The organism is Pseudoalteromonas sp. Isolate6 (genome assembly GCF_022398435.1).
Taxonomy (GTDB): Bacteria; Pseudomonadota; Gammaproteobacteria; order Enterobacterales; family Alteromonadaceae; genus Pseudoalteromonas; species Pseudoalteromonas galatheae.
The window spans coordinates 1-15757 of sequence record NZ_JAKEVK010000105.1; the positions used below are offsets into that span (position 1 = coordinate 1).

The 15757-nt window shown below is 43.9% G+C and carries 13 protein-coding genes; 6 read left to right on the forward strand and 7 right to left on the reverse strand.

Annotated elements, in window-relative coordinates:
* Positions 1-57: 57 nt before the first annotated feature.
* From L1D50_RS14335 to L1D50_RS14350, 4 genes are all read right to left on the reverse strand, one after another.
* On the reverse strand, positions 58-306 hold the full coding sequence (locus L1D50_RS14335) for a DUF3297 family protein (protein WP_010370670.1): 249 nt from the start codon (positions 304-306) through the stop codon (positions 58-60).
* Between the two features lie 103 nt (positions 307-409).
* Positions 410-1396 carry an MDR family oxidoreductase gene (locus L1D50_RS14340; protein WP_239966273.1) on the reverse strand — a complete coding sequence of 329 codons (987 nt, stop codon included), beginning with the start codon at positions 1394-1396 and terminating at the stop codon, positions 410-412.
* Positions 1397-1472: 76 nt separating this feature from the next.
* Positions 1473-2111: a TetR family transcriptional regulator C-terminal domain-containing protein gene (locus L1D50_RS14345; protein WP_128725914.1), complete on the reverse strand. Its 639-nt coding sequence runs from the start codon at positions 2109-2111 to the stop codon at positions 1473-1475.
* A 153-nt stretch (positions 2112-2264) separates the two neighbouring features.
* Positions 2265-3158 carry a LysR family transcriptional regulator gene (locus L1D50_RS14350; RefSeq protein WP_239966274.1) on the reverse strand — a complete coding sequence of 298 codons (894 nt, stop codon included), beginning with the start codon at positions 3156-3158 and terminating at the stop codon, positions 2265-2267.
* Between the two features lie 96 nt (positions 3159-3254).
* On the opposite strand from L1D50_RS14350, the gene L1D50_RS14355 reads away from it, so the two are divergent.
* A complete protein-coding gene (locus tag L1D50_RS14355) occupies positions 3255-4187 on the forward strand; it encodes a peptidyl-alpha-hydroxyglycine alpha-amidating lyase family protein (RefSeq protein ID WP_161568672.1) in 933 nt (310 codons plus the stop codon).
* A gap of 276 nt (positions 4188-4463) precedes the next feature.
* Here the strand turns inward: L1D50_RS14355 and dctP are convergent, their stop codons facing one another.
* A complete protein-coding gene (gene dctP, locus L1D50_RS14360; protein ID WP_138521869.1) occupies positions 4464-5561 on the reverse strand; it encodes a TRAP transporter substrate-binding protein DctP in 1098 nt (365 codons plus the stop codon).
* A 196-nt stretch (positions 5562-5757) separates the two neighbouring features.
* Here dctP and L1D50_RS14365 point away from each other — a divergent pair, with 196 nt between their 5' ends.
* From L1D50_RS14365 to L1D50_RS14385, 5 genes are all read left to right on the forward strand, one after another.
* The gene (locus tag L1D50_RS14365) at positions 5758-7254 is read left to right on the forward strand and encodes a cytochrome c peroxidase (protein ID WP_239966275.1); all 1497 of its coding nucleotides are present in this window, start codon (positions 5758-5760) and stop codon (positions 7252-7254) included.
* 20 nt (positions 7255-7274) lie between these two features.
* Positions 7275-8747: an ATP-binding protein gene (locus tag L1D50_RS14370; RefSeq protein ID WP_128725919.1), complete on the forward strand. Its 1473-nt coding sequence runs from the start codon at positions 7275-7277 to the stop codon at positions 8745-8747.
* A 12-nt stretch (positions 8748-8759) separates the two neighbouring features.
* On the forward strand, positions 8760-9458 hold the full coding sequence (locus L1D50_RS14375; RefSeq protein ID WP_128725920.1) for a response regulator: 699 nt from the start codon (positions 8760-8762) through the stop codon (positions 9456-9458).
* Positions 9459-9585: 127 nt separating this feature from the next.
* Positions 9586-10668, forward strand: coding sequence for an MBL fold metallo-hydrolase (locus L1D50_RS14380; protein WP_239966276.1), 1083 nt, complete (start codon positions 9586-9588; stop codon positions 10666-10668).
* 237 nt (positions 10669-10905) lie between these two features.
* On the forward strand, positions 10906-12291 hold the full coding sequence (locus L1D50_RS14385) for a hypothetical protein (RefSeq protein ID WP_128725922.1): 1386 nt from the start codon (positions 10906-10908) through the stop codon (positions 12289-12291).
* 100 nt (positions 12292-12391) lie between these two features.
* Here L1D50_RS14385 and L1D50_RS14390 read toward each other — a convergent pair whose 3' ends face one another.
* Both L1D50_RS14390 and L1D50_RS14395 read right to left on the reverse strand, forming a co-directional pair.
* Positions 12392-12640, reverse strand: a complete 249-nt coding sequence (locus tag L1D50_RS14390; protein WP_128725923.1) for a hypothetical protein — start codon at positions 12638-12640, stop codon at positions 12392-12394.
* A gap of 222 nt (positions 12641-12862) precedes the next feature.
* Positions 12863-15559 (reverse strand): DUF2339 domain-containing protein, encoded by a 2697-nt coding sequence (locus tag L1D50_RS14395; RefSeq protein ID WP_239966277.1) that lies wholly within the window; start codon positions 15557-15559, stop codon positions 12863-12865.
* Positions 15560-15757: the final 198 nt, after the last annotated feature.

Consider the following 15757-nt stretch of genomic DNA (forward strand, 5'->3'; position numbering starts at 1 on the left):
ATGTAAAAAAATGCCGGACAAAGTCCGGCATTTTTGTATCTTCAATATTTGTTAAGCTTAGCAATAGTAAGCTTCAACAGTCCCTTTTGACTTCAGTAGCAAAGGCTGACCACGACGGTCTAATGCCTTTGGTGATGCTACCTTAATCCAGCCTTCGCTGATGCAGTATTCTTCAACATCAGTGCGCTCTTTTCCGTTGAAACGAATGCCAATGTGGTGTTCTAGCACTTCTTTTGCGTAATGCGGACTACGAGGGTTGATAGAAAGTCTATCTGGCAATGCTGGTTTTTCAGTTGAATCTGTCATTTTGTTTCTTCAATTATTTAAGCATGCTGTATTGTAGGTAATCGCATCGACCTGCTCAATAGCGGTCGACCTAAATTTTGACAAAACTCTGCTTAACCAAACATCAAGCGTTAACATCAACAATAACGCGCCCTCTTACTTTGCCATCAAGCAAGTCCGCTGCGGTGGCAATCACCTCATTCAACGTAATTTCATGGGCAATCATATTGAGTTTATTTAATTCAAGTTCGCGCGCTAATCGCTGCCATGCTTCAATTCTTAACGTTTTGGGGCACATCACACTGTCAATACCTGCCAACGTCACCCCTCGTAAAATAAAAGGCGCCACTGTGGCAGGTAAATCCATACCACCAGCTAGCCCACAAGCAGCGACCACGCCACCATATTGTGTGCTAGCACAGGCGTTTGCTAAAACATGTGAACCAACTACATCTACCACCCCCGCCCAACGCTCTTTTGCAAGCGGCTTACCAGCTCCTTCTAACTCACTGCGATGGATCACATTTTGCGCACCAAGCTGGCTAAGAAATTGAGCTTCTTGCTCTACCCGCCCGCTTAGCGCCGTAACACTGTAGCCAAGCTTTGATAAAATAGCGACGGCAACACTTCCTACGCCCCCAGCTGCACCAGTCACAAGTATCTCGCCTCGTTCAGGTGTCACACCATGGCGTTCAAGCGCCATCACACATAACATCGCGGTATACCCTGCGGTGCCGATAGCCATCGCATCTTTTGCCTCAAATTGAGTCGGCAAAGGAACCAACCAGTCACCGTTCACTCGCGCTTTTTGTGCCAGACCTCCCCAGTGCTTTTCACCTACTCCCCAACCATTAAGGATCACAAGTTGTCCAGGCTGATAATCGGGATGCGACGAAGTAGACACTTTCCCCACAAAATCGATACCAGGAACCATAGGAAAGTGCCTAACTACGGGAGACTTGCCAGTAATAGCTAACGCATCTTTGTAGTTTAGCGTTGAGTACAACACGTCTATATCAACGTCTCCTGGCATGAGTTCTGATCCAGTTACCTCATTCAGTGTTGCGACGTAATTACCATCTTGTTTATCAATGACTATTGCTTTATACATATCATCTCCATTAATTAGACTGATCGTCTATTAAATTACAAAAAAGCGGGGCATACCCTGCTCAGATGTAGCTTGGTTAATCCGGCATTTGAATCGAGCGAATAAAAAACGTTGAAAAACGCTGAAGTGGTACACCACTTTGTTCAAGCTTGGCTCTCATAACTGCGCCTTCCCAACCATTCCAAAACGTGTAGGCCAGTTCATCACAATGGTGCTCAGTTGAAATATGACCAAGCTGCTTGGCGTGCTCAAAGCATTGAGCGACCAAGATTTGCCACTCATTCAGAACGTCACCTAGTTTGTCTCTAAAAGATTCTGGTAGCTGAGCAATTTCTTGACTTAAATTGCCAACTAAACAGCCTCGTGTGTAATTATATTTAGCCATCGACCGTTCAGCTTGCTCCATAAATAGTGCAAGTCTGGCTAACGGCTCAAGACCCTCAGCGGATAATGCTTTAGTGAGCTTTGCACTTAGAAACGATGAGTAATGTTCAATCAGTACTAAACCATATGCCTCTTTGCTCGCAAAGTAATGATAAAAAGACCCTTTTGGTACATTTACCGTTCGCAAAATGGCATCAATCCCAGTAGCAGCAAAACCTTTTTCGGTGAGAATTTCCATACCTGTTCGGATCAATGCCGCCCTAGTTTCACTAAAACCAGCTTGCTCTTTTTTTGGCCGGCCACGACGCCGTTTTATACTACTTTCATTCATAAATTAAATATTAGACCGGTCGTCTAATAAAGTAAATAGCCATCGTTACTTAAATTAAAATGCCACCACTCATTCCAATTGGCAGGTACGGGATCCCAGAGTTCAAGAAAGAGCCGGTAACGTTTGTATACCCCTAGACGGAGTTGAGACGTATCAAGATGCAAAGTCTGCACGCTTAATAAAATGAATAAATGCACTGACCTTTTGAGAGTCATACGATTTACCATGATAGATCGCATGTACCACTTGTTCTCCCCAATCATATTCTGGGAATAAAACTTGAAGTTCGCCACTGTTTATCTCGCTGCGTACTTGATACTCAAATAGCCGACTTACCCCGCCACCTTGGACACAAAGCGATTTTAGTGCCGCATAACTGTTGCTAGAAAACGCAGTGGCAGTTTTTACACTGAGACGGCAAGAGCCATCACTATAAGCCCAGTCATTAAGGGTTTTACGATGAGTAAAGTTTAAACATCGATGCTGTGTCAGGCATGATGGCTCATTTGTCATCCCATTCGACGCCAAGTACTCAGGGCTTGCGACAATTACTCTCTTACAGCTTGTGATCCGCTGGCTGGTCAGTGATGAATCTTCCAAAGAGTCACTGCTTCTGAGCGCAATATCTATCTCCTGCGAGGGCAAATTAAGCTGCTCATTGGTAAGATTGAGTGATAAACTAAGATCTGGATATTGACGTTGAAAATCAATTAGCATTGACTCAGAAAGTAACTCGCCAATCGCAGGTGTTGCGGTAATAGTCAACCTTCCCTGTATGCGCTCACTTGCCTTCATGTCATCAAGCATATTTTTTAAAGCATGCAATTGTTCAACGGCTTTGGAATACATTATTTTCCCAGCGGCACTAAGCTCGATCGCACGCGTCGTACGGTTTAACAAGCGTTTGCCCACACAATGTTCAAGCTTGGCAATTGCTTTACTTACTGCGGGGCTCTGTACACCTAATATTTCCGATGCTTTAACGAAGCTCCTCTGCTCCACTACAACACAAAACACCCTAAGTAAATACACTAAGTCTTTATCCATTATTTCCTCAGTGGAAGTTAATACATTCCATTAGCGCTATTTTCAGGAACTTATCTGGTAGTGATAATGGCATTACCAACCACGGAGATCAAATTGATGAATACAAAATACTACTCAAAGTTCTTGCAATATTTTTTCTTAATGATGTTTATTGCGATCACTCAAAACAGCCTAGCAGCACAAGGAGGTAAGCAACAGCAAGATGCTAAACATGTCGACCTAACCTTACCGAAAGATTGGTATTTAGGTGAAGTAACTGGATTAGAATTTTTACCAAACGGCGATCTTGTCGTGTTTAACAGAGGGCTACACCCACTGCTAATTTTTAGTGCAACTGGTCAGTTTAAACGTGAAATTGGCTTAGGGTTATTTGCCGTTCCTCATGGTTTATTTGTTGATAGCCAGGGGAGTATTTGGACAACAGACCAACAAACACACCAAGTGCTGAAGCTTAACCCTGAAGGTAACATTGAATTAATTTTAGGGCGCAAAGATTTTAAAGGTCTAGGTTGGTTTGAAAACGGCTATCAAGTCAACTTGTTTACTTCCCCCAGTGATGTTGCACTTGATAGTAAAGGTAATATCTATGTTGCTGACGGGGGAAATTTTCGTATCGTCAAATTCGATCAATATGGGAAACTAGTGAAAGCGTGGGGTGAGAAAGGAGAGCTTCCGGGGCAGTTCAACTTCCCCCACTCGTTATATATTGATGCTGATGATACGCTTTATGTCACTGACAGACAAAATGCAAGAATTCAGCTTTTTGATACTGAGGGTGAATTCTTAAAGCAATGGAAAGACATTGGTTTTCCCTATGAGATAGAGCGCCTTAATGCTAACTCTCTCGTTATTTCTGACGCCCGAAGCGGCGAAATTAACAAGATTGATTTTAATGGCCAAGTAACAGAGAGGCTCGGAAAGTGGGGCAAGCGTGAATCTGAATTTGGCTTTCCTCACGGCCTTGCTGTCAATCACAAGGGGGAAATTTATGTCGGTGAGCTACTTAACTGGCGAGTGCAAAAGTTTTAACTGTATTATAAGTTTCTAACCAATCAACGGCTCCTATTATTACTGAAATTGTAATAAGTAAACGAGTTATACCAGTTGTATTAAGTAAATGATCTATCTTGAAGCGGGGAAATAGCTTTAGTAGCACCGCTCTCGCGTCCTGCTACCGCTAAGGTACCTATATCCATATAGGCAAGGCAAAAATTTTGCTATTTAGTTGTTCTAAATGAGAAATTTTTAACGAAGCTAATATGCTATTTCACCCTTCAAATTGATTGGAAGTTAATTTTATTGGTACTAATATGCCTTTCTCTCTGTCGAATCCAACAGCTGTTGAAACGCGCGGGTGCTACCCAACAGCTCGCGTTTAACTTCATTCCATTGGGCGTTGTGGTGTCCAAATCTTAGCTGCCATTGGCGCACTTCATCTTGGCTTGGCTGGTACAGCTTTGCACCCAACGCCATCAACGCTCGTTCACAACGCTGCTGAAGTTGCTCAATTTGCGACACATGAATGTGAAATGTCTGCTGTGCCGCTTCCTCTATTTCTCCTTTTATACGTAAGGGCAGCGTATTTAGCCACTGTTGGTTCGCAACTGTCACCCAAGCATCAGGAACACTCTCTAGAAGAGATACATGACCAATTTGGTTTTTGAGCTGATCGGGGCCGGCAAACAGCCCAACGACACTGGGGTCAATCACATCTATATGCTTTGTGCGAGCCATTTTTGCAACGTTGGCCCATGGAACATCAACAACACTTGCTGGAGTCATACTATAAAAATGACTTAACACCCTAGATGCCGGTACTCTCAACACCGCTTCTTTTAGCTTATCAGGTAAATTAATTAACCGATTGAAGTGCTTGATACTCGATAACGTTCGTGCTCCAGCAATATGATGCATTAATATCGTGAGCTTCCCTTGGCGGTTGATAGGATCAACAACTAACGAATGCCAATGTGGAGAGCGTATCAAGTTTAGAAATGCTTGATTGCTGCCCGCCCAAAATGGAATGTTTAAAATATCTAGCATGGGCAGCGCACGAGACAAATTTGATACTGATATAAGTATGCCTTCCACCTGACCACGCATTACCGCAGCCATTAACTCTCGACCTGTGCCTAACTTACCGCTATGGTGAATATCCACATATACCCTTCCTCTAGTCATACGCTCAACGTTTTGCTTAAACTCGTTGTGCATATGTGGAATAAATTCAGACAAATTAGTCGGGTACGGAGAAGCCAACCTTAATACATATAGTGCATTTTGGCGTTTGGCGAGCTCCTCCTCTGAGGGCTGCACCGTAGCAAACGCCTGTTGATATGGTAACGAAAGGCTCGCGCATACCGCTAAAGAAGCTTGAATAAATCGACGCCGACTTCTAGACACAAGGAGTACAACCAAACTAACCACCAATTACTAAAAGATAGTTGAGCCTTGTACTATTTCAATCGGGTCAACAGATCCTAGCCTTTGGTATAAGAGTTTTGTCTACTTTCTAAGCATAAAGTTTTTGCTTTCCACATTCTCTGCACTTTTGCCTGTCATTTTTAAAACTCGAATCACAATAAGGTTTGGAATAACGATGAACAACGCGAACTTTCTACGTGCAATGGCACTTGTTACCGCGGTGGCAAGTTTACCAATAGCAGCACAACATAGACCTCTACCACCTCCGCCTCCGAGTCAACCGCAACCAAGCTCGGTATTAGATGACGAGCTCTCGCAAATTATTACTGCTCACGGTATTACTGGCAGAGTCGCAGGTGCACAGCAACTGCCGAAGATCTCAGATCCCATCGCTCAGCTCGGCATGCAGTTATTCTTTAGCAAAGCCCTTGGAGGAGAAAAGTCAGTCGCCTGTGCCAGCTGTCACGACCCCAGACTCGGTGGCGCCGATGGGCTTTCCTTGCCAATTGGTACCAATGCAGTCGAAAGTGATGTGATAGGCCCAGGCCGCCAGGCTGTGAATGATGACATCAATATCCCGCGAAACTCTCCCACCATTTTTAATACAGGGTTTGAGAATAGCGCTTTATTTTGGGACGGCCGTGTTCAACGAGTGACCACCACTGACGATCAAGGTAATGAGAGCAGTTTTATCAGCACACCTGATTCAGGTTTTAATCAGCCAGATCCAAACGCAGCAGACTCACTAGTTGCAACCCTGTCCCGTTTTCCTGTCACCTCTCGTGAAGAAATGCGTGGTGAAGCTTTCGAAAGTGCCGAAACCAATGAGCAAGTTCGCTCGCATCTCGCACAACGTATTGGCGATTACGGCGATGAAGCGGGAAGCTTGGCCACCAATGATTGGCTCCAAGCCTTTAGAGAAGCATTCAACTCACAAGCAGACGCGCAAACCTTAATTACTTTTGATAGCATTGCCTTCGCACTCGGCCAGTATCAAGCGTCATTTGTGATGGTGGATACTGATTGGCATCGTTATGCCCGAGGTGAGCGTGGCGCACTCAGCGACAAACAAAAACGTGGTGCTAAACTCTTTTTTACTCCCGTTGCTGAAGGCGGTGCAGGGTGTGGAGGGTGCCACAGCGGTGAGCGGTTCACTAACAATGGTTTCTTTAACCTCGCCTTTCCACAGTATGGTATTGGTACGCAAGATAATAAGGCCGACATCGGGCGTGCTGCAATTGACCCTTCGCCTCAAAACCAATTCGCATTCAAAGTCCCAAGCCTAATAAACATTGCCCTGACTGCGCCATATGGCCATTCAGGCGGCTACGAAACATTAGAGCAGGTGGTTAATCATTACTCAAATCCTGAGCAAACCGTCGAGCAATTCTTTCAACGTGGTGGTGCATGTGGGTTAAAGCAGTTTGCCTTGACCGCTCAGTGTGACACACTAAACCTACAAGCGAGAGAAAATAGTGAAGCGGCGTTAGCGTTACTGCGCCAGTCACCTTTTGTTGCTGCTAATTTAGCACCACAACAAAAGCAAGATCTGGTCGCGTTTTTACATGCATTGACAGACAAGTGCGCAAAAGACCAGCAGTGCGTAAAAAGATGGGTACCGAACCGTCGCACACCAGACCCTGATAATTTACGCTTGCGTGCTCAACGTTAACGGGTGGAATAACAACAACTATGAAAATGACCATTCGCGTCAAACTATTGCTGATAATATTGATAGCCAACACCGCATTGGTGCTGGCTATCTATATCGCCAATAAATTAGCGTTTGAAAAAAGCTTTACGGCCTATCTTGAAAATACTTCCCGGGCTCAACTAAAAGAGGTCGTAACGCAAGTTGCCGAGACGTATGCACGCCATGATTCTTTGGACTGGGTATATCGAGGTTCAGAAGATTGGAACAGCATAGTGCGTAGCTTCTATGGTCTTTCTGAAGATGAGCGCCCGCGAGATAGACCACATTCTCGTCCACCACCAAAGCATCGTGAAAGAGGCGAAAGAGGGCCACGAAGACATGACGGCCCTCCACCTCGTTTGGACAATAAAAAGCGCCTGCTGATCAAAGACGCACAAGGCAATATTATTATGGGCACACCGAAAAGTAAGCAGACTTCGCTGTGGTTCCCAGTCTATCAAAGCGACCACTTGGCGCAGCCTAAACGCGAACAGATTATCGCCTACTTAGGCGTCGAGCAAAGTGGCTTGGTACGCAATGACTTCGACCAACTGTTTGCGGAGCAGCAACGCAAACAGTTCATCATCATTGCGCTCGTCGCCTTATTAATTACGTTAGTGATTGCCGTGCCATTTAGTAAATATATGGTCAATCCAATTGTTTTGTTGCGCCGCAATGCAAAAACACTGACACAAGGAAATTACGATGCTCGCGTCGATATTGCGAGTAAAGATGAACTTGGCTTACTCGCCAGAGATATGAACCGCTTGGCAGACACATTAGCGCAAAACCAAATAGCTAGACAGCAATGGATAGCAGATATTTCGCACGAGCTACGCACGCCAATTGCCGTGATCCGCGCGGAACTTGAGGGAATGATTGATGGCATAATAGCAAGCGATCCCGAACAACTTATGTCGCTTAACGAAGAGATCCAACGATTGACTCGACTGGTGGACGATTTACACCAACTGTCGCTGTCAGACCGTGGCGCGCTCACTTATAACATGGATAAAGAAAACCTCTACGACCTGCTCTCACGCACGTTTGCGAAAAGTAGTCACCAAATTGAAAAGCACCATCTTGCTTATTCTTTGCAATGCGATGAGCATATTACCTTAGAATGTGACGAGCAGCGCCTTGGACAGCTATTCGACAACTTGCTGCAAAATACCTTGCGCTACACAGATTCCTCAGCTGAGCAACCGGGAAACCTTGATGTAAAAGTCATACAGCAACAAGATAAAACGATAATTTACTGGCAGGACAGCGCACCTTCTGTACCACCAGAACAGCTAGATAAACTATTTGACAGGCTCTATCGAGTAGAGGAAGCGCGGAGTAGAAAAACGGGCGGCTCAGGCCTTGGTTTAGCCATATGCCAGAGTATTGTTGCTGCCCACAACGGAAAAATCACTGCAGACTTGAGCGAACTGGGTGGTCTCGCTATTATTATTGAACTGAAAAAATAATGAGTTTCCACTGTGCCAAACAAACATATTTTAATCGTCGAAGATGAACCAAAACTTGCCGATATTTTAAGTAAGTATTTGGCTCAAGCCGAGTATACCAGCCATTGTGTTCACGATGGCGCATTGGCTGAAGAAGCTTTTAAACAACAGCAACCCGCCCTTATCTTGCTTGATCTCATGCTACCTAATCTTGACGGTATCGAAATTTGCAAACGGATCAGAGCTTACTCAAACGTGCCTATTGTCATGATCACCGCCAAAATAGAAGAAATTGATCGCCTACTTGGTCTAGAAGTTGGTGCTGACGATTACGTGTGCAAACCCTATAGTCCAAAAGAAGTCGTCGCCAGAGTAAAAGCCATTTTAAGGCGCGTGGCACTAAACGAACGCGGCACAGTGTCAGAAACAGAGAGCAAACTTAAACTGGATGAAGAGAGCTTGTTTGTCTCTTTCCTCGACGCTAAAGCGACGCTCACTTATGTCGAGTTTATGCTGTTAAAGGCTATGTACGGTCATCCATGTCGAATTTATAGTCGCGACTTATTGATGGATCACATTTATGACGATAGCCACATTGTTAGCGACAGGACCATAGATAGCCATATCAAAAATATTCGTAAGAAACTACAAAGCATCGCACCTAAATACGACTTTATCCACTCCATTTACGGAGCAGGATATAAGTTTGAGGCGCAGGAACGTAATTCCTAGTCCTTAGCCTGTAATGTAAGTTGGATTACGCGCTAATCCAACTCCCGCTAAGTAGCTCACCGCTATCCCCTATTTCCTTTTATTGGTAAACTCAAAAAATAGCTAATAATTATAAAAAGGAATAGACATGAAAAGGCTTGCTTTAGCAGTCTTAATCCCATTAACAGGTTGCAGTAATAGTAATGTTGTAGAGCGAATACAATCTGAGTCTTCCGTGGTAAAACATAGCTCTGTAGAAGGGTATGAAGATAGATATTCCAACATCTACAATAAGTTTAAAGATTACCCCGTGACTTGCGACGAAAACTGTTATCCAGCCACCCAACAAATTCAATGTCAGTCCGAAATGCAAGATTGCACCTACGTTGGCAACCCCCCCACTCTCTCGCTCAATACCGGCTTTGCTATCCAATGGCTTGGGCATGCGAGTTTTAAAGTGAATACCAAAGATGGACAACAGTTTTTGTTTGACCCCGTCACGGCTCAATTTGACTGGCCTGTAAACTGGGCATTTCGCCTCTCAGAAGGGTTTAATCGCAATCAACCTGCACAGCTCAGTCAAACAGAGTTACAGCAAACCAATGCCGTAATGTACTCCCACATTCATTACGATCATTTTAACAAGAGCGATATCGAAGCGATTGGTACTGGACCAAGTTACCTCACACCACTTGGATTTGCAGAACACTTTCCTAAAAATGGATACAAGGTTTCTGAAATGGAGTGGTATTCAAGCAAACAACTTGGTGAAGTAACCGCACACTTTGTGCCTGCAAATCACTTTAGCAGCCGTATTTGGGTGCCGTTTTTATACGAAGATCATGGCGCCGCACTGTGGGGTGGCTGGATATTAGAACACCAAGGTAAGACTCTATTTTTTGCAGGGGACACAGGATACTCACCGCATTTTAAAGACATTCAAGAAAAGTACGGTGATATTGATGTGTGCCTACTTCCTATTGCCTCATACTACAGCGAAGAAGATCCTAATTGGTATCGTAAAGTACACACCACACCAGAAGATGCACTAACTGCCGCAAAAGAGCTCGGCTGTAAGGTCATGGTGCCGTGGGGCTATGGTAATGCTAGTTGGAAAATGGGAGATAGAACTTCACATTCAGCGCTTTTCCGCCTATTGCATATGCAACAAGTGCTAAAAACCCAAACGCCACTGTATATTTTAAATGAAGGCGATTCAGTGCACCTATAACCTAATGCTAGCGCACCAAGTCTCAAATTGATTTGTTGCGTTATCAAGCTTCTTGTTTTCTGGCTTTTCTAAGCGATAGTTAATTATGCATTTTACTGGCTAAAAAGTGATATAGATGACAACAAGAAACGATTAATAAAAACAGATACAACAAGTAGTTATAAAGCTTATTCCGGTTTTGTTCAGGTTATTGTGTTATAATTACAAAGTGTTATTTTAAGGAGGCACCATACCCGAGTGAGCAGAGCCAAACTAAGTCAAGACGAGAGCTTATCTTTTAAAATCAACTATCAACTCCTTCCCAAAGAGACAAACCAACTCGATCTGTATTTTTCAATCCCAACCGATATGGGAATTAATACCAACACGTTGAACGAAGTAGACTATTTTAATGCCAATATAAAAAGCCACAGTGCATATTACTCGGAGCAACTCCACCTTCCCTTGGTACGTAGCCGCTTTATCAGCCAAAGCAAAGGTCAAAAAACCGATTACCGCGTTAATCTAAACCTATTTTGCTATCAGATCCGCATTGCGCTAGATGCCGATGTAAAACAGACGCTGAAGCTAAAAGAAGCCGATGAGTTTTATCCAGCTGCGCAATTATTAGTGGAAGAAACCGAGCGCCTATTGAAAAAGCTAAGACGTTACACGCCACCAGATAATAAGCTCAAACCTTACTACCAAAACGCAGATAATTACCTTAGCTGGCATACTGAGCAAGCGTTTTTGAAACTTCTCTCCAGCGGGCCTAAGTCAAGCGACTTCAGTGATGAACGAAGCTGTATTGTTAGCTTCTGCCAACAAGAAAGCCAATACCGTGAAGAGCAGAGCTATAATTCACAAGTGACGTTGGACGACCCAAACCGCATTACCAATAAAATGAAATTGCTCGAAAGGCTCATTGAATACGGCGTTGTTTTTAACAAACAAACTATAGACTTAAGTACCAATCTAAAGCGTTTAGTTCGCGGTGTGGTTACTGGCATTATCATGGCCTTTGTGATGTTTATTGTGCTCAACGCCCGTTCTAACTTTCAAGAAGTTACCGTCGCTCTTATCGCTTTACTTGGGGTCATTTATGGTCTTAGAGAAACTTTCAAAGAAGACTTAACCCAGTGGGCATGGCGTCATATTCAACGCGGCCGACCAAAGTGGCGCAACAAGTTTAAAAACTCAGTGACGGACGCCATCGTTTGTACACAAACGATATGGCTGGAACATATTCGTAAAAAAGATCTACCAGAAGACGTTGATAAGCTGCTGAAAAAGCGCCGACAGCAAAATAAACAAGCTGCGCATCTACTGCATTTTTGCTGTAAAAACCAAGTACATATCGATGAGTTTTTACCCGGTTACGAAGAAGTACAGCAACGTATCACCTTTAACATGAGTTCGTTTGTACGCTATCTAAAAAAAGGCGCAGGAAAGCTTTATAGTCTTGAAGGGAAAAAGGTCTCGAAAAAGTCAGTTGAACGCCGCTATCAAATCAACTTGGTAATGCGGTTTAAATCTTCTCAGGGAATACAGTTAGAGAGGTATAAACTTACCATGAACCGCTCTGAAATCGTCGCCATAGAGCTTATGGCAAGCGACTCCGTCTATATTGAAAACGACGCTTAAGCACAGGCGCATTTTCGTATAACCGCCGATAAAACGGATTGGAAGCAGGTTTATTCCGCACTCCAATCCTAAATCCTATGATGCGGCTACTCAAGAGATATTAATGCGCTTTCTTTGGTCCGTAACGAACCATGTCTTTGCCGTTTTCATACACCTCTTGAGATACCCAACGACCCAACAACAATTGGTGTTTATCATCCAAAATCGCAATAAATGGTCTGCCATCACTGTTGTTCGTTGCTAGTGCCACACCGGCCACGTTTTGTAATCCTAAGCCACCGTTATCAACTAGCAACAAAAAAGCTTCCAGCTCGTCCAAGGTTTCAATGATATCTTTATCGTTGATCATCTCTTCAATCTCACTTTCTCAGTATGCCGCGTAGAATACCAGTTATGTCGAAATGATTGAACCCAACATCAAATGCTGCTTTATCGGTGTGACTCATACTAAAATCCAAAATAAGACCGGTATGAGCGAGCAATAAATAGGTAGGTTAAACGTAGAGTCAACAGCAATGCGCGGCGCACGCATCACTGTTGAGGGTGGCTAATGGTTGTCAAAATGCAATATTCAGTCCGCCATTGGTTTTGCCTCTCTGGGCCGATCCTGCATTTTTTGAAACAGCCAACCAATACCCACCAGACATAAGCCTAAACCGATAAAAGACAAGGCGCGCAGCAAGCCCTCGAGGTTTGCCATATCGACCACAAAGGCTTTTAAAATAACGATAGCTAGCCCTGCAAAACCGGCGTTAATCAGCACTTTATGCTCTATCTGCTTGGCAACAAAAATCAATACGGTTGAAATCAATAGCCAAACAATCGAATAAGTATATAACTCGGATTGCTCCATTGGTATCGACAGCACAAGGAACCCCTCATGAAATAACGCCCGAATTTCACCGTTGACAAACAAGACCCCTAGCACGGCTATCAGTCCGTATACCAAACGCTTAAATTGTGGTGGTATTAACTTAAACTGGAGCATAACAGCGAATATACACGCTGGTGCCAACCACTGCAAAAGTAGCCAATTAAACACACCGTCTCCAATGTATTGCCTGTCAAAAAACGGATTATTGGCAAACGAAATATCGGCGTGGAGCAACGCGCTTCCAAGTAATAGCAAGCTCGCGGCAAGCGGATAAAGTCTGTTGCCCTTCTCGCTGAGCTGCCCTCGCCACAGATATACGGCGCCAAGCACCAGCCAATTCAAAGCAAGCAACACGGATTCTTGGAAACCGAGATTAGTAAAATCAGGGTAGTCTCCAATCAAGAGATAACTTGTTTCAGTTGTGACCAGAAGCGCAACAATATGCATTGCGACGCCCATAAACCAAGTGTTTAGGGCCTTTGAAGGGTTGTATTTGGTAGCAAACCAAATGATACCCAGCACCAGCGGATAGACCACAAGTGTCCAATGTATGGTTAAAATTGTTTCGTGCTTGTAATCTGCAAGCCAAGGCGCAAAAGTAAGACGGGTAACAACGGCAATAAGTGCAGCCTTATACAGCCAATCAGGTAAACGCACCTTGTACTTCCAGCTCAAATAACTCATAGACGCTACTTGTGTCGCAATCGCTAAAGTCAACGAGCTTGCCGAGAGTAACATCGTAAAACACAAACTCAGCATGGCGTTCGCCAAAATAAGGTAAGTGACCTGCTGAATATTTGTATCCGTTTTCATCGCACGATACGAAGCGAATAGCCCGATGGCCAACATCTCAATCGCCCATACAGGATATAAAATTGCTTCTGCGGCTCTCGGAGAAATAGCGTAGCTTACACCGTAAAGCGCCAGTGGTGCCACGTTCAACAACATCAAATAAGCGAGCCTTGATGGATATCGCTTAATCATCATCATGCTAAATAACATCGTGATGACCACTGCCACTTGGATAAACAAATACTTACCGGTGAATGGAAAAAGTACGTCGTCGTAAGTGCCCACCTTAGGCATTAAGTAGAATGAGAGAAGTACAAACAATAGTAAATAAAATGGCCAACTATCCAGTGCACTATGTCTATAAGCCGCACACAAAACAACGCTAGCAAATAACACATTAGCCCAAATAAGCGTATCGATTTGGGTTTTTATTATTAGCGCACATGCGATAAGTAACAGTGGGAGTAAAATTCCCAATTGTTCTTTTCTCGGCATTAATAGATCTTTGACAGGCAACGGACTTATCATTGAATTCGTCAGTCGCCAACCTAGTACGTCTACCAGCACATATAAGTACATAGAGATAAGTGCAAAAATCAGCAGCACCCAAAAGTCGCCGCTCCCACCAACCGCAACGGCGGTGCAAAACCATAAGAAATGCCCAACAAAACTTTGCCACCACAACCACTTTTGTTTCACATAATCCGCAACCCATATCGCAGAGAGTGAAACAAAGCTGATATATAGCAGTAACGCACCGATATTATTAGAACCTGTCGATACCAAAGCAGGCACGACATACGCACCAACGATGCCAATACCTGCGAGCACTGGGCCAAATCTCAGTGCCAACGAAGTCGCAGCCAAGGAGATAATGGCGAGTAAAACAAAAGCCAAATTAGCCGGTATAAAATGATAGAAATCAAAAGCAACTAGCGTCATGGCAAAGCAAGTGATCACGCCACCACTGGCAAGCGCTGCAGAAATGTATGGAGTATTAATTTTTAGCTTTTCTTTGTAGCGATTTACGGCTTCAGCGGCAGTAACCAAACCAGCTCCAAAAAGAGCCCCAAGTATCACTCGTACACTTGGGGGAAGAAGTCCGGCTTCGATGGAATACTTTGCCAAAAAAACACCGCCAAGAGCTAGCACCACGGCACCTAACCAGAAGAGTCCATTTCCTTTTAATAAGGGATCTAAAGTAAAGTCAAATTCAAAGGCAGGTTTACTCTTACTCGGCTTGGCTCTTGCGATAGTGACCCTGCTTTCGCTTTCAGACTGCTGAGATTGTGGATGATTGGCTGTTGCCGTAGCTTCGCCCAATGCAGTCCGTGCAATTAATGATGTGCTATTAGCTGTTTCAACGTTTATTTCCCCACACTCAGAATGTTTGTGTTCTGTACGTGTTTGCTCTGGCGGTCGTTGCTCAGAATAGTCTCGGCTTTCAAGAGCCGAGATCCTGCGACTCTGCTGCTCTATCGTGCTTTGTAATTGATGTACCTTTTTGACTAGTTGCTTAAGCCTCTGTCTATCTTGTAGAGCAAAAACAGCGCCAATAAATACAAAAAGATAAAAAATAAAAGAGATAAACTCCGTATCCATACGACTCCTTATTTGTTTGCTAGGCACCTGGCTAACCTGTATTAGAAACAGTATGAGATCAACCACACCAATAAATCAATCTCTCATGATAGTAGTAATGACTTTAGCAAGCCGCATAAAAAGTACTATGACTTGAAATTTTCTAACATTGACCAAAAATACACATGAGCCCCGTTGTCATATTACCTCCTTGTAAAT

Coding starts and splice junctions, on each gene's coding strand:
- L1D50_RS14335 (WP_010370670.1), bottom strand. CDS start 306: ATGACAGATTCAACTGAAAAACCAGCATTGCCAGATAGACTTTCTATC.
- L1D50_RS14340 (WP_239966273.1), bottom strand. CDS start 1,396: ATGTATAAAGCAATAGTCATTGATAAACAAGATGGTAATTACGTCGCA.
- L1D50_RS14345 (WP_128725914.1), bottom strand. CDS start 2,111: ATGAATGAAAGTAGTATAAAACGGCGTCGTGGCCGGCCAAAAAAAGAG.
- L1D50_RS14350 (WP_239966274.1), bottom strand. CDS start 3,158: ATGGATAAAGACTTAGTGTATTTACTTAGGGTGTTTTGTGTTGTAGTG.
- L1D50_RS14355 (WP_161568672.1), top strand. CDS start 3,255: ATGAATACAAAATACTACTCAAAGTTCTTGCAATATTTTTTCTTAATG.
- L1D50_RS14365 (WP_239966275.1), top strand. CDS start 5,758: ATGAACAACGCGAACTTTCTACGTGCAATGGCACTTGTTACCGCGGTG.
- L1D50_RS14370 (WP_128725919.1), top strand. CDS start 7,275: ATGAAAATGACCATTCGCGTCAAACTATTGCTGATAATATTGATAGCC.
- L1D50_RS14380 (WP_239966276.1), top strand. CDS start 9,586: ATGAAAAGGCTTGCTTTAGCAGTCTTAATCCCATTAACAGGTTGCAGT.
- L1D50_RS14390 (WP_128725923.1), bottom strand. CDS start 12,640: ATGATCAACGATAAAGATATCATTGAAACCTTGGACGAGCTGGAAGCT.
- L1D50_RS14395 (WP_239966277.1), bottom strand. CDS start 15,559: ATGGATACGGAGTTTATCTCTTTTATTTTTTATCTTTTTGTATTTATT.